This window comes from Faecalispora sporosphaeroides DSM 1294 (assembly GCA_000383295.1).
GTDB lineage: Bacteria > Bacillota > Clostridia > Oscillospirales > Acutalibacteraceae > Faecalispora > Faecalispora sporosphaeroides.
Map to the genome: position 1 here is coordinate 1 of KB911075.1, position 18,164 is coordinate 18,164.

Sequence of the window (18,164 nt, forward strand, 5' to 3'; positions counted from 1 at the left end):
CAGGATATTTGAGGAGAGCTGTCCTTAGTACGAGAGGACCGGGATGGACGCACCTCTGGCGCACCAGTTGTTCCGCCAGGAGCACAGCTGGGCAGCTAAGTGCGGATCGGATAAACGCTGAAAGCATCTAAGCGTGAAGCCGACTCCAAGATAAGATATCCCATAGCGTAAGCTAGTAAGACCCCTTGAAGACTACAAGGTTGATAGGCTGCGTGTGTAAGTGTAGTAATGCATTGAGCTTGGCAGTACTAATCGGTCGAGGGCTTGACCATAAATTCTTGGTTGGGCCTTGCTCAACTTGCTTTTACTCTGTTTCTTCTTTATTCAGTTTTCAGTGCCCGTTATAAAACGGACGAAAAGAGAGCATGACTGCTCTCTTTTTTTATATTAAAAAAGTACCGGCCTTTTTTGAGGGGCCGGTATTTTTATTTGGAGGTAGCCTTTCCTCTATAAAGCTCTCATCAGCCCCAAATAGATCATTCGATTTTGTAAATCTGACAAGTATGAAAGATAATATGTCATGCATACTTGACAAAACGTGTTTCTTTGTGCTACGGTATAATCAGAAGATTGAGATAAGGAACTTTACGAATGAACTGTAAGGAGAGTCTAACTTTGCTGTGGCCGCTTACTCGGCATATATGTATATGAAAAGTACCTGGCCGCTGGGTTAGAGGTGCCTGTCCCACTTGATGACTGCTGACAAAACAAAGGAGTAGAAGATGGATCGCAATGTAATTCTGGACAAAAACAAACAGGCAAAGGTTCGTGACGAAGGTACGGAATTTGTAGATAACCGTGCAAGGCAAAAGGGGGAGGCCTTGTTAATGTCCTTTATGCTTCTGTTGATGATATATAATTATTTTAAGGGAATACCGAGCTATGACTTGATGACGGTATTCTGGGCTTATGGGGCAGTCACCAATTTGTACAAATATTTAGCGTATCGTCGGAAATCAGATTTGGTTACTACCATATTTACCGCTATTGCGGCACTGTGTTCTTTCATGAATTATTTTTCGCAAACTTGGTGAGGCATATGGAGCAGGAGTTGATTTTTAAAAACCGTATCCGCATGTGGCGGGCGGAAAAGAGAATTTCACAGAGTGAGCTTGCGGAGCTGGTGGGTGTTTCGCGCCAGACGATCGGCTCAATTGAGAATCTGCAATTCTGCCCCAGCGCGCGCCTGGCGCTGCTGATTTGTGTCGCTCTGGAGAAAAGCTTTGAAGAGGTTTTTTACTTCGATTTGGAGCAATCCCTGCCGAAGAAATGAACGCAAAGGAGAATGCATCCCCTATAAACGATAAAATCATAATTTTACTGATTGTAATGAACATAGAATAATTTACAAGCAGTTGGCAGCCGACTGGCAATTCTTGCTGTTCCTTGACATTGCGGGACGCTTCCTGTATCTTTAAAAAGGATGAAAAATGAGAGCTACCTGAAACAGGGTGAAAGGAAACAATATGCTGACAGTCTCAAATCTGACAAAACGATACGACAGCCTTCTGGCAAACGACAACGTGAGCTTTGAAGTGCAGCCCGGTGAGATTGCCGTGCTGATGGGCCCGAACGGTGCGGGCAAGTCAACGACCATTAAATGTGTTGCGGGGCTCCTGCGATTCCATGGCACCATCCTCGTCTGCGGTGTACCGAATAAAAAAGCGCAAGCGCGTCGCGTGTTTGGGTATGTGCCGGAGCTGCCTGCGCTGTTCCCGCTTTTGAGCGTGTGGGAACACATGGAGTTTATTTCCCGGGCGTATCAGCTGCAGGATTGGCGTGAGCGCGCCGAGGCCCTGCTGGACAGAATGGAGCTGACGGATAAGAAGGAGAAGCTGGGGCACGAGCTGTCAAAAGGAATGCAGCAGAAGCTGAGTCTTTGCTGTGCGCTTTTGCCGCAGCCCAAGGTGATTATGCTGGATGAGCCGCTGGTCGGTCTGGACCCGCACGCGATCAAGGAACTGAAAACGATGCTGACAGAGCTGCGTGATCAGGGCTGCGCCGTGCTTGTCAGTACCCACATGCTCGACAGTGTCGCAGAGTTCTGGGACAAGGCACTGATCATGAAATCCGGCAAAATCATGGCGATCCGTACCCGCGCGGAGATTGAGCAAAGCGGAGAAAATCTGGAACAGCTCTTCTTCTCCATTACAGAAAATGGGGATGGAGGTACTGCGGAATGAAATCCATTTTCTACCTGACCTGCCGGCAGGCGAAGAACTCCCTGCTGGAATTGTTCCGCCATCCGGGTAAGCTGATTGCTTATTTGTTTGTCATTGCGATGATCGTGTTTTCTGTCTTTACCAGGCAGAGCAGTGCCGTTGTGACGGGTGTCCCCGACACCCGTCTGATCGGGGGCATTTATTTCTTCGTGCTCCTGGGGCTGCTGGTGATGATACTGATGTCGGGGGTCAAGTCCGGCTCAACGTTTTTCAGTATGCCTGACGTGAATCTTCTGTTTGTATCGCCGCTTCGGCCGAATCTGATTTTGGCCTACGGCCTGGTGAAGCAGATGACGTCGATGATCCTGGTGGTCGTGTTCCTGATGCTGTATTCCCCGATGCTGATGGAAATGTTTGACCTTACGCCGGGGCAAGTTCTTATGATGCTCGTCGGCCTGGCCTTTCTGCTGATTCTGGCGCAGATTCTTTCGATGCTGCTGTATAACCTGAGCAATGGCAGCGCCGCGCGTCGCAGGATTGTCAGCTTTGCGGTTTACGGCGCGGCGGCCGTGCCGGCTTTATTTGTGGCCGCGGGTGCGCTTCGCTCCGAAAATGTATATCAGGGTGCGCTGCAAAGCGCGTCGTCGCCGCTGCTCGATGCATTCCCGGTGGCCGGCTGGCTTCGCGGCGCGATTTTCGGGGCAATTTCCGGCAATGGCGGCCAGGCATCGCTGTATACCGCACTGATTCTTGCTCTGACCATCGTCAGCGTAATTCTGCTCGTTAAGGGAAATCCCGATTATTACGAGGATGTTCTGCAAAGCACGGAGGTCACCTATGTGGCGATGCAGGAGAAAAAGGCGAATGAAGACGGCACGGACTTGACGCGGATGCGCAACCGCCATGTCGTAAAAAAAGGCGGCTTTCACGGCGGATGGGGGGCGAGTACGTTCTTCTATAAGCAGCTGTGCGAAATGCGCCGTAAAAATCGCTTTGGCTTCCTGTCAACCTCTACGATTCTGATTGTGCTGATCGCGGTCGGAATGGTCGTCTTTCTGGAACGCACCTCGCGCGGCGACAGCGCCCCAATGAACGCGGAGGCGATGTACTTGTCTGTGCTGACGATGGAAATTTATCTGCTCTTTTTCTTTCAGGCGACCGCCGATTGGGTGGCGGAGCTGAAAAAGCCGTATATCTATCTGGTGCCGTCTTCTTCGCTGTCCCGGTTGATCTGGGCCAGTGTCACCACTCTGGCCAAACCGCTTGTCGACGGCGCCATAGCATTCACGGTGCTGTGGCTGTACCTGCGGGTCAGCCCGGTTATCTGGATCTGCTCCATTCTGATGTACGCGAGCTTCGGGTGCCTGTTCACCGCAACAAGCATTCTGTTTTTCCGCCTGTTCGGTCAGCCGGCACCGAAGGGGTTGCTCGCGTTCCTGCAGCTGCTGATTCTGCTCGTTCTGGCGATTCCCGGCGGCGCTCTCGCGCTGATTGCCATGATCGCCCTGCAGCTGCCCTGGTATTTGGCGGGAATCGCGTTCTCCGCAGGGTGCATACTTGTCACACTGGGAATTTACGCCGCCTGCCACAATATTCTGGAGGCGCCGGAAATGCGGTGAGCGCAGTCTGGAGTTTGATTTTAGGCCTGTCCGGGAAGCCTGCGTATCGGCTGCGTGGCAGAGAAAGGAAAAGACGATTTCATTCGTCGCGGAGGCCAATTTTTTCTAAATTTCACATTTTGCTATGAGTGGCTTCCCCCCCGCAGGGGAAGTTTGCCGGTGCAAGGCTTGCCCTCAAGCTGGGGCAGGCCTTTTTTCTGTCTTTCAAATGGTGCGCAGGGTTTCTTGTCTGGCTTCGCTGCGGAAAGATTTATTTTTCTTTAGTTCGCCCCGGCCTGAGGGGCAGACCTGCGCAAGCGGAATTTCCCCCTCGAGGGCACCCGCTGAAAATGACGATTTGCGACAGTTTCCACCGCAGAAAAGAGGGGAAAAGACGCTGTATGAAAGTTTTTTAAATTTTTTTTAAAAAATGCTTGCATTTTGTCCGACACTGTGATATTATAATCAAGTCGCCAAGAGCGACAGCGAAAATGAATAGTTGGTGTCGATGACGGTGAGGGTCCACCTGTTCCCATTCCGAACACAGAAGTTAAGCTCATCAGTGCCGAAGATACTTGGCTGGTAACGGCCCGGGACAATAGGATGACGCCAACATCATAAAAGCAGCCACCCAATAGGGTGGTTGTTTTTTTATCGGAAAAGCAATTTTGGAAGAAATTGGAGATCAATAATAAGAATACAAAAATCGCCCCGGAACACCGGAGCGATTTTTGTAGGTTGCGTATGCTGTGATAGGTTTTATTCAGGTAAGAGGCAACAGTTTTGCATGGTACAACGCTTTTTTCAAAGCGAGGGTTGCCGCGGCCGCAAACACGATTTTTGCCAGATCCAGCGGAACGAACGGGATCACCGTGAGGGAGAGCGCTTTTGCCAAATCCGCATGGGCCACCGCTATGAACATCAGGCAACCGGCGGCATAGCAGATCACAAGAGCGACCGAAAAGGCAATCGCCAAAGAATAAAAGCGGTTCTGCGGCAGCTTTTCCAGCAGAAGCGCGATTACAAACGCCATGATCGGGTAGGCCAGCAAAAAGCCGCCGGTCGGCCCTACCAAAATGCCAAGCCCCCCGCGGAACTGACTGAAAATCGGCAGGCCGGCGGCTCCCAACATTAAATATACCACCAGTGCACTGAACGCGTTCTTTTTCGGCAGCAGCGCCCCGCACAGATAAATTGGAATCATCGCCAGCGAAATCGGAATCGGCGTAAAAGGCAGCACGATGACCAGCGGCCCTAAAACCATAGTAAGCGCTGTAAACATAGCGGTCAGCGCCAAATTTTTTGTCTTCATCCTCAAGACCTCCTCATAAACTGTATTATACAGAACACGCCTTAGATTGTCAACATATATATAATTTGCAGGTTGACAATACTGGTTACAAAACCGTTTCTTGTACTTCTTGCATTTTTAGTGTAAAATACTAATACTGCAAATTATATCCAATATAGGATATTTTAGGAAAGGATGAGCACATGCACAGATTATCTGGAATTGCGCTCTGTTTTGCGGCCTTCTTCCTGCTGTGGGGATGTATTCAGTCGCTGGAAAGGGAAGAATCCGTAGCGCTGGCCCCAAAGGCGGGCATGATAGAGGCGCAAAGCTTTGTCCAAAAGCAGCCGCTGTCTTCAGAAGAGGTGAAAGGGATTGTGCGGGGCCTTATTGACCAAGCGAAGGCAGTACAGTCGCAGATTATGATAGAGGATTTGTCCGGATCGGACGAAAAGCGCGCGGCGGCGTTCTCCATTCAAGGTGTGCAGGATTCTGCGAACGACACGGCCGCGGGCTCTGAGAGCGCGGCGGAGAGCACGCTGGAAGGGCTTGTGCCGGTAACGGGCGGGGAATTTGATTCCTCCGAGAAAATACGGGAAGAAATGCGGTCGATTTATACGCCGGAAGCGGCAGAGGAGTACTGCTCTGAGCTGTTTGAGGGAACAGACCCGATTTTACAGGAAATTGACGGGGTGCTCTACGTCTCGCAGGATCATCCGGTTCTGTCCCCGGCAGCGATGGAGTATTTGGTAGACACGTCGGTGATCATGCGGCAGACGGTCGATGAGATCACGGTAGAGCTGACCATCCAGACCCAGGGCTCCGCACCGATGAAAAAGAATCTGTGCCTGAAAAAGCAGAGGGAAGACTGGCGGCTGGACAGCGTCGTTTTCCCGCAGCGGATTCAGCAGGACGGAAGCTGAAGGCAAACCCTCCCGAAAAGGAGGGCTTTTTCTTTGCGGTGCGCACATGGTAAAATGTGAAATGAAGGGGCAGAAACAAAGAGTAAAGCATTAAAAACCGGCGAAAATAAGAGGGAATACAAAATAAATTAAAAAAACGGCGCTTCACACTTGACAAGCCCCCGCCGGTTGTGGTAGTATCAGAAATGCAGTTCCATCGCTTCCGCGGAGAAGCTGTTCTTTTAGGAAAAAACCCAGTTGGGTTTGCGAGGAATAAACAGAAGATTTTTTAGGAGGAAAACGCTCATGTCTACTTATATGCCCAAAGCGGGTCAGGTTGACCGCAAGTGGTATGTGATTGATGCTGCCGGTAAGCCGCTTGGCCGTGTTGCGGTACAGGCTGCTGTTTTACTGCGCGGTAAGCACAAGCCCACCTTCGCCCCCCATGTGGATTGCGGCGATCATGTTGTCATTGTCAACTGCGCAAAGGCTGTTCTGACCGGTTCAAAGCTTCAGAAGAAGTACTATTACCACCACACGGGTTACATCGGTAACCTGAAAGAGGTTCGTTACGACACTCTGATGCGTGAGAAGCCTGAAAGAGCAATGGAGCTTGCCGTAAAAGGCATGATTCCGGATACCACCATTGGCCGTGCGGCGCTCACCAGACTGCGCCTGTATGCCGGCGCCGAGCATCAGCACAGCGCACAGAAGCCCGCCGAATGGGCGCTTTAAGGGAGGGGGATAAGTATGTACGATAAGGCTCCATATTTTTACGGAACTGGAAGAAGAAAAAGCTCTGTGGCCCGCGTCAGAATCTATCAGGGAACCGGTAAGGTGACCATTAATGACAGAAATATTGACGATTATTTCGGTCTGGAGACCCTGAAGCTGATCGTGCGTCAGCCTCTGGAGCTGACCAATGTGGCCGACAAGTTCGACGTTGTCTGCCGCGTTGCGGGCGGCGGCGTTACCGGCCAGGCCGGTGCGATCCGTCACGGAATTGCCAGAGCGCTGCTGCAGTACGACAGCGAGAACCTGCGCTCCACTTTGAAGAAGGCAGGCTTCCTGACCCGCGACCCGAGAATGAAGGAACGCAAGAAGTACGGTTTGAAAGCGGCTCGCCGCGCACCGCAGTTCTCGAAACGATAATTTTATCCCGACTGGGATTATGCGAAACCCCCGGGGCCATAGGCCCTGGGGGTTTCGTGCTGCCCGCAAGAGGGTTAGCTCTTTCTGCTTGACAAACACCAAATGGAATCGATTGGAGGCGCACGGTGAACCGGCGCCGGCGGTCTGCTGCCGTTGACCGCCAAGCGACACCACAAGGGTGTGTCGCTGGGGTCACAGCTCAAAACCGGACGGCTTTCAGCAAATGGACGTTATCCTTCCCGCAGAGCCGCCAGAAGAGAATCGCTGCCTGCCACGCCGCAGGTGAGCAGATAGCAGCTGACGGGAGGAATCGAAAAATCGAGTAAAGGAATGGGCAGCAGCATCCCCCGGTCAATCGAATCGCGCACGATGCTGGCAGGGAGGAAAGAATAGCCCTTGCCGCCACATAGGAACGGCAGCAAATTTGCGCTGCGGTCGATTTCCAGCGGAAAGGCGTGCCCTGCCGGGAACAGATCCCGAATATAGCTGCCGACCTCCTGAAACGGGAAATCACAGTATAAATAGGGGATGCCGGTCAGTTCCCGCCGCAAAATCCCCTGACCGTACTCCCGGTTTTGCGGTGCGGTTACCAGCAGCAGCTCGTCGGTGGCGAACAGAGAGCACTCGATGCCCTTTTTCGCATACGGGACATAAGAAAACGCCATGTCCAGCGTGTGATCCTGCAGCATCTGAATCAGCGCGTGAGAATGGCCGATAACGATGTTCAGCCTGGTTTCCGGGTGGCTCAGAGAGTAATCCACCAGCCTTCGCGAGAGGTGGCAGTCGTAAATGGTGTTGGTCGAGCCGATCCGCAGAGAGAAGCGGTAGTGCGACATGCTGTTCAACTCCTCGGCGGCGCTCTGTGTCAGCTCCAGAATGCGCCGGGCATAGGCCAGAAAGCGCTCGCCCTGCTCCGTGAGCCGCAGCTGCTTTCGGCTGCGCACGAAAAGCGGTTTTCCCAGCTCGGCCTCCAGCTCCTGAATTCGGTTGCTCACGGTCGACTGCGCCACAAACAGCTGGTTTGCGGTGTGCGTGTAATTTTTCAGTTCCGCCAGCAAAAGAAAGGTTTGGAGTGTATCGGTGTTCATCAGCCTGCCTCCTGTGATAAAATCCGACCCGCTCAAGGCTTTGGGGCGGTGCTTCAAAGTCTTGAAATGGGGCATAGAAGGTGTTTGCCGCCTGCCGGGGCAGAGAGAAAACTCCTATCATCGAAAAAACGAATGACAATGATCTAAAATATCAGTTTTACATATCATACTACATCCTGTTATACTGTTCAATAAGAAAAGCCTGCGGGAAGGGATGGAGTGAGTTGGAGTATCTTCAAGAGCTGTTTGCAGACCGTATCGGTGGGCCGTCGTTTGGCAAGCAGGCGGAGCTGTATAAGTTTGAAAAAATCAAAAAGACCCGGCGCCGGATGGAACGGGAACACCCCGAAACTCTATTGATCGATTTAGGTGTGGGCGAGCCGGACGCCATGGCGGACGCCGCGGTGATCGACGTTCTGTATGAGCAGGCGAAGGAATGGAAGAACCGGGGGTACGCGGATAACGGAATTCTCTTGTTCCAGCAGGCCGCGGCGGCCTATTTGGAAGAAGTGTTCGGCGTGGGCGGGCTGTGCCCGGAAACGCAGATTCTGCATTCCATGGGTTCTAAATCCGCGCTGGCGATGATCCCACAGGCCTTCATCAATCCGGGCGATATTACGCTGATGACCGTGCCGGGCTACCCGATTCTCGGGACGAAAACAAAGTGGCTGGGCGGCGGTGTGTACTCTCTGCCGCTGCTGCGGGAGAATCATTTTCTTCCGGATTTGAGCTCCATTCCGCGAGCGGTGCTGCAAAAGACAAAGCTGCTTTATTTGAATTACCCCAATAATCCGACCGGAGCGGTTGCAACAAAAGACTTCTACCAAGCGGTGATTGAATTTGCACAGCAGAACGAGATTATTGTGATTCAGGATGCCGCCTATGGCGCGCTGACCTTTGACGAGCGGCCGCTCAGCTTTTTGTCGGTGGAGGGAGCCATAGAGGTTGGAATCGAGGTTCACTCCCTGAGCAAATCCTATCATATGACCGGCTGGCGGCTGGGCTTTATCGCGGGAAATGAAAAAATTGTGAAGGCGGTCGCCGCCGTGAAGGACAACAACGATTCCGGGCAGTTTATCGCCATACAGCACGCGGGCGCCTACGCGCTCGCCCACCCGGAAATCACACAGGCGGCCTGCGAAAAATACCGCAGAAGGCACGAGCTGCTGTCCGCCGCACTGCGCCGGATCGGTTTTTTGGCCGTGCGGCCCAAGGCGTCCTTTTACGAGTATATGGAGATCCCCAAGGGAACCCGGGACGGCCGGGTTTTCCATACTGCCGAAGAGTTTTCCGATTACCTGCTGCAAAATGCGCTGATCTCCACGGTTCCGTGGGACGACGTAGGGCATTCTATTCGGGCATCCGTCACGTTTGTTGCCGACGGGGAGCAGGAGGAAGCGCGGATCGTCGAGGAGATCGAGCGCCGTCTGGCCCGCTGTGAGCTTGTGTTTTAGCCAATTCCTTACCGGATCGATATTGAAAGCAATCGGTTTGTGTTTTGTGAACAAATCCCTTCCTATTCAGTTAGGAGGGGATTTGTTATACCGTGGGTAGAATTCGCGATGTTCTCACGGCTCCGGGCAAAGAAATGTCGCGATTGTAAATGCGGGGCGATTGTGTTACGCTAAGAACGAGGTGACACTATGGATGAAATCAGAAATCAGGAGCCGGTTAACGTAGCCGTATTTGTGGACTATGAAAATGTGTATAAGTGCCTGTTGGAACGAAATGAGAATATGCTGCGCCTGGCCTTTTTTGAAAAACTGCGTGAATGGTGCCGGATTCATGGCAAGCGGGTGATTAAGATTGCGGTGTACTGTAATTTTGACAATACCGATCTTTACGAGTCCTATCATCAGTCGCTGCTGCAGTCTTACGGGGTGGAAACGATTCACACCGCTAACCAGGGCAAGAATTATGCGGATTTGAAAATTACGATCGATGTGTTGACCTCGATCTACTCCAATCACAATATCGATGAGTTCTATATCATGTCCAACGACAAGGACATGACCCCGCTGCTCAATGTCATTCGCGCCAATAAACGAAACGTGTCGGTGATCACCACCGGCGACCAGTACAACGAAGCCCTGATCGCTTTCGCGGACGAGCATATCCGTTTGGAGGAGATTGTCAAAACGGCAATTTCTCACCGCGTTTTAGACGATATAATCGATCTGTACTGGAAGAAGTTCAATAAATATATCGATGAAAAAGTGGTGGAATATGATAAGACGGGTGTGTTCCGCGAATATGCGCTGGAGTATAACCTGAAAAACGAGGTTGCGTTTTCCAAAATCATGATTTACGAAATGGCCAACGTCCTTCTCGATTTGTACCGGCAGGGGAAGGTGCTGTTTTATCACTATCTGTATAATGGCAGGCCTTATGTCGCGATGCTGCCGGCTGATAAAAAGGATGTACTGATTCATAAGGGAATTCTCACAGAGGACGCCATTCTGCCGAACTTCGATATGGAGGCGGTTGTGCAGGCAAAATACGATTATTATAAGAGACTGAACGATTGACTGCCGGGCAGAAGAATTCTGGTTTGCCCGGTCGGTTTTTTCCCGCGTTTTCCCCATTGGGAAGACGTGGGGATTTTTGATAATTCCCCCTTTTCATTATATATAGAAAAAACATGCTGTTTTGCAGCGGAGGATTCCCGCAGGAGAAATACGAAACGAAAAGCGATTGGGAGTCCCCTTTCGCGCAACAAAGCGGAGCAGCCTGTGAAACAATGCGTGAAAAGAATATCCAAAGCGTATTTTCAACGAGTGTTTATACAAAATTCAATGGAGAGGAACGAATCATTCCTTCGTGCGGGATGTTTTTTCCAAAGGGCTCTCAAAAAAGAGGGGAAAACCCAGCCGTAAAGCCACTTTTGAGGGAGCTTCGGCAGGAGCGCAGAAACGCCCGATTTCCCTATATATAATGAAAAAGGAAATCAGGCGTTTTTTTGCATTGTTTCACAGCAAAAATCGGGGTGCCTGCAATGCTGTTTTCGGGCCTGCAAAATGTAAAAATTCTTCCTCAGGGAACGGCGGAAAACCAGCCGACAAAAACGAAAAATTCTGGAAAAGGAAAGAAAAATTTGGAAGCAGAAGGCTTGCCTTTGCCCATTTTTTGGAAGGAAATTTTTTACAAATAAGAAGATGGTTCACCAGGCTTTTTATTTAAAAACGCAAAACGGCATACGGAAGAATCTGCATGTGGCCAGGTTCGCAAGATAAAAAAATCAGATTCGTCAAGCCTTTTTTCAAAAAAAATTTTCGCGATAAAAATACAAATTCTAACAGAATTTCAAAAATCGGCGGAAATGCGAAGGAAAATGAAAAAATCCAGCAATTGCTGGATTTTTGAGCTTTGAAACTCTTTTTTCTCAAAACAATAATGCTTTTTTCTCGCTCATTTTACAAACAAAAACACGTCTGTAACGATTGTAACAAGTTTGTAACCGTTCATTTTCTTGCAGTTTGCACAGAAAAGGGGCCTGCTTGCCACGGCGAAAAATCAGAAAATCGGAGAAAACCGGTAATTATTATTCTGTGTAAGAATAATATTTTTTTTGAATTATATAAACTGCACAAAAATACCTAGGAAACTAATTTGACAACATTCATATTGTGCAGATATAATAGCGCCATTGACGCACATCCGAATTCCTTACCTCAACGACGCAAAGTTTCTTTGCGGCTTTTTCATATTCAGAGTGTTGAGGAAGAAGAAAGGAGACAATGCAAGTTGGAACTTCATTTTCCGGCGAAAAAATTCGTCGCGTTCGCGCTGACGATGATTGTTTTTTTAAGTTCCGTCGTAACAGCGGTTGCAACCACCATTGCCGCCACCATTGTGGATGATAATAACACTTATACAATTCAGGTGCTGTCTTCTAAAACAGAAGACATTCTGGCACAGGCCCAGGTCAAAGTTGGCCCCCACGATGTGGTAACAAGAAATGATGAGCATGGGATTGTCATTCATGTTCGCAGAGGGTACGAGGTAAATGTAACCGCCGGGGGAAAAACCACCCCGGTAATCATGTACACGAATGAGATCGTTGCTCAGGCGCTCAAAAAGGCCGGGGTACAGGTGAGCGACAAAGATCAGCTCAATATTCCTCTGGATCAGGAGCTTTCTGATGGCGACCATGTACAGGTGACAAAACAGTATGGGATTCACGTTCTGCTCGACGGCGGCTTTCTGAGCCCCGTGGTTTCTGAGGGAACCGTAGGGCAGGCGCTCGAAGAGAGCGGCATCTCGTTAAACGAGGACGACATCGTGACTCCGTCTCTCAGCACGCCGGTGGGAGACGGCCTTGTGGTTACCGTAAAAAGAGTCACCTACCGTGACGTGACAAAGACGGAAGAGATTCCGTATACCACTGTCACAAAAGAGAGCGACACCGTTTCGCAGGGGTCTTACCGCATTACAACGGTCGGGGAACCCGGTGAGCGCGAGGTTGTCGTTCGCGAAAAGCTCGTAGACGGCATCGTGAAGGAAACCGAAGCCGTCAGCAGCGCAGTTGTGAAGCAGCCTGTTGCGGAAGTAAAGCTGGTGGCTCCTTCCGAGAAGGCCGTAGTGGCGGAGGTATCTGCCGCGCCAACCTTTACGGATAAAAACGGCAGGCAGATGACCTACAAAAAGGTGCTTAAGGGCAAGGCTACGGCCTACACCTCAAACGGCGGGCGTACCGCAACCGGCAAGCCTGCCAAGGTTGGTTATGTGGCGGTTAATCCCGAAATTATTCCTTATGGAACAAAGCTGTATATTACTTCGCCCAACGGCAAGGTCGTGTACGGTTATGCCGAGGCGGCGGATACCGGCGGAGCGATGCTCAGCGGCCGGATTCTGGTCGACCTGTACTACGATACGGAAAGCCAGTGCAACAGCTTTGGTGTGCGCAATATGCTGATTTACGTTCTGGACTGACCGCGGGTAGCGCGAAAAACAAAAGAGGAACGGCCGATTTGGTCGTTCCTCTTTTCTGCTGTTCCGATTCTCGAACAGGCGGTTCAATCGGGAGGGAAGCTCCGAATCCTTTCACCGGAGAAATGATACCGCGGGATTCACTATCCTTTTTCGCTATGTGCGTATAGGATTCGCCTGTCTGCTGGCACAGCGCTTGTCTTATGCTTTAGATTCATTTTTCACATTTTCAGGGAAAGAACGGAAAGAACTGAATTTTTTCTTTGCGGCTCCACCCATGTGGATTCCGCTTGCGCGAGCTTATGAAGAAAAGCACACGCATATGGAAAATAAAATTTCTTTCGCTTGCCCTCTTGCAAATCGAACAAACATTTGCTATGATGAAGGAAATCGAACGTATGAGCGGTTTTGGAGGGCGAAACGATGAGTACAACGGTAACGGTGTTGACCCTGGCAATTGCGGTGCTGGTTTTTCTGCAGGAGCGGCCCCGCCGGAAAGAAACGCGCCAAATCTGGGCGCTGTGCGCGCTTTCGGGCGTCTTGGGGCTTTTCGTTCCGGGCGGCGCATTTGCGCTGCAGGTAGCGCAGAGCTTGATGCAGGGGCTGCTCTCAGGCTGCTGCCTGCTGGCCGTTCGCAAAGAGCGGTTCTCGAAAGAACGGCGGGCGCGCTTTCTGCATTCTCAGCGCCGCGCCGCAAAATATTGCCCCTCTTCCCGCGTGCCGGCGGAGCACCCTCGGGTGGGCCGGTGCGCGTGAGTCCTTGACAATCCCCTTCTCCGGTTTTATACTAAAAGCTGAGTATTTGGGCCGCGTTTGAAGCATCGGGGAGTATGACTGATTGAACGAAGCCTGAAAAATTCTCTTTTTACAGAACAGGAGAAAATGGCATATGGCATATCTTTACCCCGTGGTCTGGTTTGCCGCCGGTCTGATTATGATTTTCAGACTGCGCCAGGAAAACAAGATATTTATTTTCGCAGGGATTTACTTTTTGTTCCTCGGCGGATGGTGGCTGATGAATCTGCTGCACCCGGATTACCACATGTTCAGCGGAACCATGGGCTGGGTGCTGCGCGGAGTGACCGCGGTCGCGCTGGCCGTGGTGGGCGTAGCCTTTTACCGCGAGACGAAGCGGTCTGGGGCCGCGCTGGAGCAGGATCCGCCCGAGCAGGGCAGCTCGCCGGATGGGGAATACAGAGAGCAGGAAGAACAGGCTTTGCCGCAGGAAGCTTCGGAAGAGGAATCCGCGCCCGCCGGTGACGACGGCCACAGGGAGGAGTAGTCTTGATCGCTTCGACCCTTGCCGTGGCGGAAAAAGTTCTGGTCATGTTTTTGATCATGAGTGTGGGGTATATTTGCTATAAAAAGCGCATCATTACCTCGCGCGGCGCCGCGCAGCTGACGGATCTGCTGCTTTACATTGTCGGGCCGTGTCTGATTATTGCGGCTTTGCAGGCGGATTCGGAAGGAGTCAGCACGGGCAAGATTCTGCTGACGATCCTTTTGTTTCTGGCGGGGATGATCGTCGTCGCCGCGGCGATGCAGCTGCTCTTCCGCGGGCAGCCGCGCGCCCGCGCGGGGATGCTGCGTTACGGTGCGGTATATTCCAACTGCGGGTTCATGGGTCTGCCGCTGGCCCAGTCTATTTTGGGCGACGCGGGCGTGGTGTACGCCTCCGCGTGTGTGGTGGCGTTTAATCTTTTGACATGGACGCATGGGTATATCGTCCTGGGCGGAGCGGGGGAAGACAGCAAGCAGATGCTGAAAAAAGCGCTGCTGAACCCCGGAACCATCGGTTTTGCGGTGGGCCTGCCGCTGTACGCGCTTTCGATTCCTCTGCCGGGGCCGCTGATTCAAACGCTGGACTCCATCGGGGCGATGAACACGCCGCTGGCGATGATTGTGGTGGGTACCTATCTGGCAAAGCTGAGACTGCGGGATGTTGTTTCAGACCGCGGGGTCTGCTTGGTGACGGCGCTGCGTCTTGTTGCGGTGCCGGTGGCCTTTTTGCTGCTGCTGTGTCTGCTTCGGCCCGATCCCGTTGTGATGGTCACCACGGCGCTGCTGATGGCCGCGCCGGTCGGGATGAACTCGGTGCTGTTTGCGATCAAGCTCGGCAACGACACGCAGCTGGCCTGTAAAATGATCGCGCTGAGCACGCTGCTCTCGATTTTCACCATGCCGGCAATTGCGGTGATGGCGCAGAAATTGGCCTCCCTTCCCTGAAAAAGAGTGGCGTGTATACTCCGAATCGCATAGTATGGAATGCGGGCGAGATTGAGTACCGCTTCAAATAGATTGCCTGCCTCAGCCGTTCCGGCTGTGGCGGGCATTTTCTATTTGGACGTGTTTTGTGCCGCGCTTGAAAAAGGGCGCAGATTGGGGTAAAATAGAACAGATCAAACGAGGGGACGGCGCTCCCGGCTGCGGAGCGGAGCGCCGGTGCGTCCCTCAAAAGCGCGCTGCCCCAAAACAGCCGCTGCGCTTTGCGCAGGAAGGAGATCTCACTATGTTAGTAGCCCCCTCGATGCTGGCGTCGGATTTTTCACATCTGGCGGACGAGCTGAAAAAAATTACCGACGGCGGCGCCGATTTCGTCCACCTGGACGTAATGGATGGCGCGTTTGTCCCGAATATTTCTTTTGGCGCTCCGGTGATCGCGGCCATGCGGCCCCACACGGCGCTCCCGTTTGACGTTCACCTGATGATCCGGCACCCAAAGAAATACATTGTCGATTTTGCGAAGGCCGGGGCGGACATCGTCTCGTTCCACGTGGAATGCGACGATGATCCCGATGAGGTGATCGCGGAAATTCTCTCTCACGGGGTCAAACCCGCGATGGTAATCAAACCCAACACCCCTGCCGAGTCGGTCTTTCCGTATCTGGACAAGCTGTATCTGGTGCTGGTTATGACGGTGGAGCCCGGCTTCGGCGGGCAGAGCTTTATGCCCGGGCCGCTTTTGAAGGTTCGGCAGATCAAAGAGAAAAATCCCTCCGTCCTGATTGAGGTGGACGGAGGGATCAACGCCCAAACGGTTCTGGAATGCGCACGGGCGGGCGTGGATGTTTGTGTGGCCGGCACCGGGATCTTCAAAGCGGAGGACCCCGCCGCGGTGATTCGGCAGCTGCAGGCGGCCGGGCGCTAAAGGCACCCGCCCACCTGGTTCACCGCGTCGCGCGAGAGCAGCTCGCCGTGCTCCAGAGAAAGGGCCGCAGCCGTTTTGCCAATGCCGCGAAGCCGGGCGTATTCTTTCAAAAAGGCTTCTGTTTTTTCTTTCATCGTAAAATACGGGGAGAGAATCAGCCGGTAGCCGCTGCCGTACCGCAGCAGCTGGCATCCGCCGAGCGTGTTGAGTCGGTATAGATGCTCCAGTACATCCAGAAGATCGTCGGCGTTTTCCAGTTCGTACACATAAGGCCCGGAGCACTTGATCCGGTAAATTTTACGCGGTTCTCCTTTTTTGGCTTTTGCCGGGGATACCGCGGTAAACATCAGTACGGTTTCACCGTCTGCGGTTGCCATTGCACGAATCGCAACCTGATCCCTCTTCAGCGTAAAGTTGGTGCTGGCGCAGGCCGCGGCAAAAATGCGGGCGATCGTCAGCCGGCAGTGCAAGCTGCTCCAGCTAAGGCCCTGCATCAGCCCCAAGGCCCGGGTTTCCCGCGCGGTCAGGATGATCAGCAGGTGAGAGGCATCCAGGGCTTTCGTCTTCAAGTTGACACCCCCAATCACAATAAGAGCTTCACTACTATAATATTAACGGCACCGGTATTTTGTAAGAGGTGATTTTCAATGATTTCGTTTTTTTCCTCCGGCATCCGGCTGGAGCAGCAGAAGAGCCGAACGATGAAAGCGAAAATTCTGGCGCTGCCCGCGCCGGAGGTGCTGTATGTGCCTTTGCCGGGCGCTCAGGCGCTGGCCGACCGCTGCGTGCGCGCAGGGGAGACGGTGCTGCGCTTTTCCCAGCTCTCTATGCCGGGCAGCCATGTGGCGGTCACCTCGCCCGTGAGCGGCACGGTCACCGGCTTTCAGGCGCTGCCCCACCCGGTGCGGGGCGCGGTGGAGTGCGCGGTGATCCGGCAGGACGGCGCAGAGCAGGAGCTGGCCCTGCGCGCTCCCGGTATGGAGCACACACCGGACGGCCTGGTTCGTCTGGCCGCGGCCGCCGGGATTATTGATGAATATGATGGGATACCCTTGTTTAAGAAGCTGAAACGGCTTCGCAGAATGAAAATTGATTGGCTTGGCGCGAATGTGCTGGATGACGAGCCGTATGTTTGCAGCGGTTTGGCTGTTCTGCGCGAAAATCCGCAGGGGGTGCAAAAGGGTCTGGAGCTGGCGGCTTTGGCAGTCGGCGCGCAAAAGACCGGCGTTGCGGTCGTCAGCGGCTTTCGGGCGCGCAGCTACTCGCGTGTTTCGGGCCGGATCGCCGATCTGCTGGTCGGCAGCGGCGGGCGGTATCCCGCACGGCCCGGCCTTTTGAAAAGGCTGCGCCGCGAGGGGCATCGCCCCGGGCTGATCGGCGTGCAGGCGCTCGAAGCGTTTGCGCAGGCGGCGGAGCGCGGAATCCCCCAGACCACCACGGTGGTCACCGTGGCTGGGGAGGGCGTTTCCCGCTGGCAGAATCTGCGGGTTCCGCTGGGCATGCCGATCGAAGACCTGCTTTCGGCGTGCGGGCGGAAAAAACGCACGGCGGTAATTGCGGGCTCGCCGATCACCGGGAACCGGGTGGAGGAGCTCTGTGCCCCTGTCACCGCGGATCTGCGTTGCCTGATTGTTCTGCCGGAGGCGATGCAGACGGTCAAGGTGTTCCCGTGCATCGGGTGCGGAAAATGTGAGGCCGCCTGTCCCGTAGGGATCATGCCATGGGATATCTACCGCCGCCTTGCAGGGCAGGAATACCCGGACGCCGGGCAGCTTCTGCGCGCCGATTTGTGCTGTGCCTGCAACGCCTGCTCGGTGGTGTGCCCGTCGGGGCTCGATCTTTCGGGGTCGGTGGCCCGCGCAATGGAAATCAAAGAAAGGGGATAAGCGCCGAA

19 protein-coding genes and 2 rRNA genes are annotated in these 18,164 nt (G+C 53.0%); 18 read left to right on the plus strand and 3 right to left on the minus strand.

Going from position 1 to position 18,164, the window contains the following annotated elements:
- From G340_RS0114115 to rrf, 6 genes are all read left to right on the plus strand, one after another.
- Positions 1-272, plus strand: a 23S ribosomal RNA gene (locus G340_RS0114115); the annotation flags it as partial.
- 450 nt (positions 273-722) lie between these two features.
- The gene (locus G340_RS0114120; RefSeq protein WP_020074296.1) at positions 723-1,034 is read left to right on the plus strand and encodes a DUF6442 family protein; all 312 of its coding nucleotides are present in this window, start codon (positions 723-725) and stop codon (positions 1,032-1,034) included.
- Positions 1,035-1,039: 5 nt separating this feature from the next.
- A complete protein-coding gene (locus G340_RS0114125) occupies positions 1,040-1,273 on the plus strand; it encodes a helix-turn-helix transcriptional regulator (RefSeq protein WP_020074297.1) in 234 nt (77 codons plus the stop codon).
- A 193-nt stretch (positions 1,274-1,466) separates the two neighbouring features.
- Positions 1,467-2,183: an ABC transporter ATP-binding protein gene (locus tag G340_RS0114130; RefSeq protein ID WP_020074298.1), complete on the plus strand. Its 717-nt coding sequence runs from the start codon at positions 1,467-1,469 to the stop codon at positions 2,181-2,183.
- A complete protein-coding gene (locus G340_RS0114135; protein WP_020074299.1) occupies positions 2,180-3,781 on the plus strand; it encodes a putative ABC exporter domain-containing protein in 1,602 nt (533 codons plus the stop codon). Before G340_RS0114130 ends, G340_RS0114135 begins: the two co-directional genes overlap by 4 nt.
- 477 nt (positions 3,782-4,258) lie before the next feature.
- Positions 4,259-4,375 (plus strand): 5S ribosomal RNA (gene rrf, locus G340_RS0114145).
- 148 nt (positions 4,376-4,523) lie between these two features.
- Here the strand turns inward: rrf and G340_RS0114150 are convergent.
- Positions 4,524-5,072, minus strand: a complete 549-nt coding sequence (locus G340_RS0114150) for a biotin transporter BioY (protein WP_020074301.1) — start codon at positions 5,070-5,072, stop codon at positions 4,524-4,526.
- 182 nt (positions 5,073-5,254) lie between these two features.
- On the opposite strand from G340_RS0114150, the gene G340_RS0114155 reads away from it, so the two are divergent.
- From G340_RS0114155 to rpsI, 3 genes are all read left to right on the plus strand, one after another.
- Positions 5,255-5,974 carry a hypothetical protein gene (locus G340_RS0114155; RefSeq protein WP_020074302.1) on the plus strand — a complete coding sequence of 240 codons (720 nt, stop codon included), beginning with the start codon at positions 5,255-5,257 and terminating at the stop codon, positions 5,972-5,974.
- 285 nt (positions 5,975-6,259) lie between these two features.
- On the plus strand, positions 6,260-6,688 hold the full coding sequence (gene rplM, locus G340_RS0114160; RefSeq protein WP_020074303.1) for a 50S ribosomal protein L13: 429 nt from the start codon (positions 6,260-6,262) through the stop codon (positions 6,686-6,688).
- A gap of 15 nt (positions 6,689-6,703) precedes the next feature.
- Positions 6,704-7,105: a 30S ribosomal protein S9 gene (gene rpsI / locus G340_RS0114165; RefSeq protein WP_020074304.1), complete on the plus strand. Its 402-nt coding sequence runs from the start codon at positions 6,704-6,706 to the stop codon at positions 7,103-7,105.
- Between the two features lie 230 nt (positions 7,106-7,335).
- Here the strand turns inward: rpsI and G340_RS0114170 are convergent, their stop codons facing one another.
- Positions 7,336-8,193 carry a LysR family transcriptional regulator gene (locus G340_RS0114170; RefSeq protein ID WP_020074305.1) on the minus strand — a complete coding sequence of 286 codons (858 nt, stop codon included), beginning with the start codon at positions 8,191-8,193 and terminating at the stop codon, positions 7,336-7,338.
- A gap of 224 nt (positions 8,194-8,417) precedes the next feature.
- On the opposite strand from G340_RS0114170, the gene G340_RS0114175 reads away from it, so the two are divergent.
- The 8 genes from G340_RS0114175 to rpe all read left to right on the plus strand — a co-directional run bounded on the left by G340_RS0114175 (position 8,418) and on the right by rpe (position 16,270).
- Entirely contained in the window at positions 8,418-9,647 is a 1,230-nt protein-coding gene (locus G340_RS0114175) for an LL-diaminopimelate aminotransferase (RefSeq protein ID WP_020074306.1), read from the plus strand.
- Between the two features lie 189 nt (positions 9,648-9,836).
- Positions 9,837-10,721, plus strand: coding sequence for an NYN domain-containing protein (locus G340_RS0114180; RefSeq protein ID WP_020074307.1), 885 nt, complete (start codon positions 9,837-9,839; stop codon positions 10,719-10,721).
- A 458-nt stretch (positions 10,722-11,179) separates the two neighbouring features.
- Complete coding sequence (locus G340_RS18100; protein ID WP_154653232.1) at positions 11,180-11,344, plus strand: hypothetical protein; 165 nt, start codon at positions 11,180-11,182, stop codon at positions 11,342-11,344.
- A gap of 593 nt (positions 11,345-11,937) precedes the next feature.
- Entirely contained in the window at positions 11,938-13,125 is a 1,188-nt protein-coding gene (locus G340_RS0114195) for a ubiquitin-like domain-containing protein (RefSeq protein WP_020074310.1), read from the plus strand.
- A 420-nt stretch (positions 13,126-13,545) separates the two neighbouring features.
- Positions 13,546-13,878 carry a hypothetical protein gene (locus G340_RS0114200; RefSeq protein ID WP_020074311.1) on the plus strand — a complete coding sequence of 111 codons (333 nt, stop codon included), beginning with the start codon at positions 13,546-13,548 and terminating at the stop codon, positions 13,876-13,878.
- Positions 13,879-14,011: 133 nt separating this feature from the next.
- Complete coding sequence (locus tag G340_RS0114205) at positions 14,012-14,404, plus strand: hypothetical protein (protein WP_020074312.1); 393 nt, start codon at positions 14,012-14,014, stop codon at positions 14,402-14,404.
- A gap of 2 nt (positions 14,405-14,406) precedes the next feature.
- A complete protein-coding gene (locus tag G340_RS0114210; RefSeq protein ID WP_020074313.1) occupies positions 14,407-15,348 on the plus strand; it encodes an AEC family transporter in 942 nt (313 codons plus the stop codon).
- 283 nt (positions 15,349-15,631) lie between these two features.
- A complete protein-coding gene (gene rpe / locus G340_RS0114215) occupies positions 15,632-16,270 on the plus strand; it encodes a ribulose-phosphate 3-epimerase (RefSeq protein WP_020074314.1) in 639 nt (212 codons plus the stop codon).
- Here rpe and G340_RS0114220 read toward each other — a convergent pair.
- Positions 16,267-16,839, minus strand: a complete 573-nt coding sequence (locus tag G340_RS0114220) for a hypothetical protein (RefSeq protein WP_020074315.1) — start codon at positions 16,837-16,839, stop codon at positions 16,267-16,269. The two genes, rpe and G340_RS0114220, sit on opposite strands and share 4 nt — an antisense overlap.
- A gap of 78 nt (positions 16,840-16,917) precedes the next feature.
- Between G340_RS0114220 and G340_RS0114225 the strand changes: the two genes are divergently transcribed.
- On the plus strand, positions 16,918-18,156 hold the full coding sequence (locus G340_RS0114225) for a 4Fe-4S dicluster domain-containing protein (RefSeq protein WP_020074316.1): 1,239 nt from the start codon (positions 16,918-16,920) through the stop codon (positions 18,154-18,156).
- The last annotated feature ends 8 nt before the right edge of the window (positions 18,157-18,164 follow it).

Bases quoted from the DNA above. Each gene is read 5' to 3' on its own strand.
- G340_RS0114120 (WP_020074296.1), top strand. From the start codon at position 723: ATGGATCGCAATGTAATTCTGGACAAAAACAAACAGGCAAAGGTTCGT.
- G340_RS0114125 (WP_020074297.1), top strand. From the start codon at position 1,040: ATGGAGCAGGAGTTGATTTTTAAAAACCGTATCCGCATGTGGCGGGCG.
- G340_RS0114130 (WP_020074298.1), top strand. From the start codon at position 1,467: ATGCTGACAGTCTCAAATCTGACAAAACGATACGACAGCCTTCTGGCA.
- G340_RS0114135 (WP_020074299.1), top strand. From the start codon at position 2,180: ATGAAATCCATTTTCTACCTGACCTGCCGGCAGGCGAAGAACTCCCTG.
- G340_RS0114150 (WP_020074301.1), bottom strand. From the start codon at position 5,072: ATGAAGACAAAAAATTTGGCGCTGACCGCTATGTTTACAGCGCTTACT.
- G340_RS0114155 (WP_020074302.1), top strand. From the start codon at position 5,255: ATGCACAGATTATCTGGAATTGCGCTCTGTTTTGCGGCCTTCTTCCTG.
- rplM (WP_020074303.1), top strand. From the start codon at position 6,260: ATGTCTACTTATATGCCCAAAGCGGGTCAGGTTGACCGCAAGTGGTAT.
- rpsI (WP_020074304.1), top strand. From the start codon at position 6,704: ATGTACGATAAGGCTCCATATTTTTACGGAACTGGAAGAAGAAAAAGC.
- G340_RS0114170 (WP_020074305.1), bottom strand. From the start codon at position 8,193: ATGAACACCGATACACTCCAAACCTTTCTTTTGCTGGCGGAACTGAAA.
- G340_RS0114180 (WP_020074307.1), top strand. From the start codon at position 9,837: ATGGATGAAATCAGAAATCAGGAGCCGGTTAACGTAGCCGTATTTGTG.
- G340_RS0114200 (WP_020074311.1), top strand. From the start codon at position 13,546: ATGAGTACAACGGTAACGGTGTTGACCCTGGCAATTGCGGTGCTGGTT.
- G340_RS0114205 (WP_020074312.1), top strand. From the start codon at position 14,012: ATGGCATATCTTTACCCCGTGGTCTGGTTTGCCGCCGGTCTGATTATG.
- rpe (WP_020074314.1), top strand. From the start codon at position 15,632: ATGTTAGTAGCCCCCTCGATGCTGGCGTCGGATTTTTCACATCTGGCG.
- G340_RS0114225 (WP_020074316.1), top strand. From the start codon at position 16,918: ATGATTTCGTTTTTTTCCTCCGGCATCCGGCTGGAGCAGCAGAAGAGC.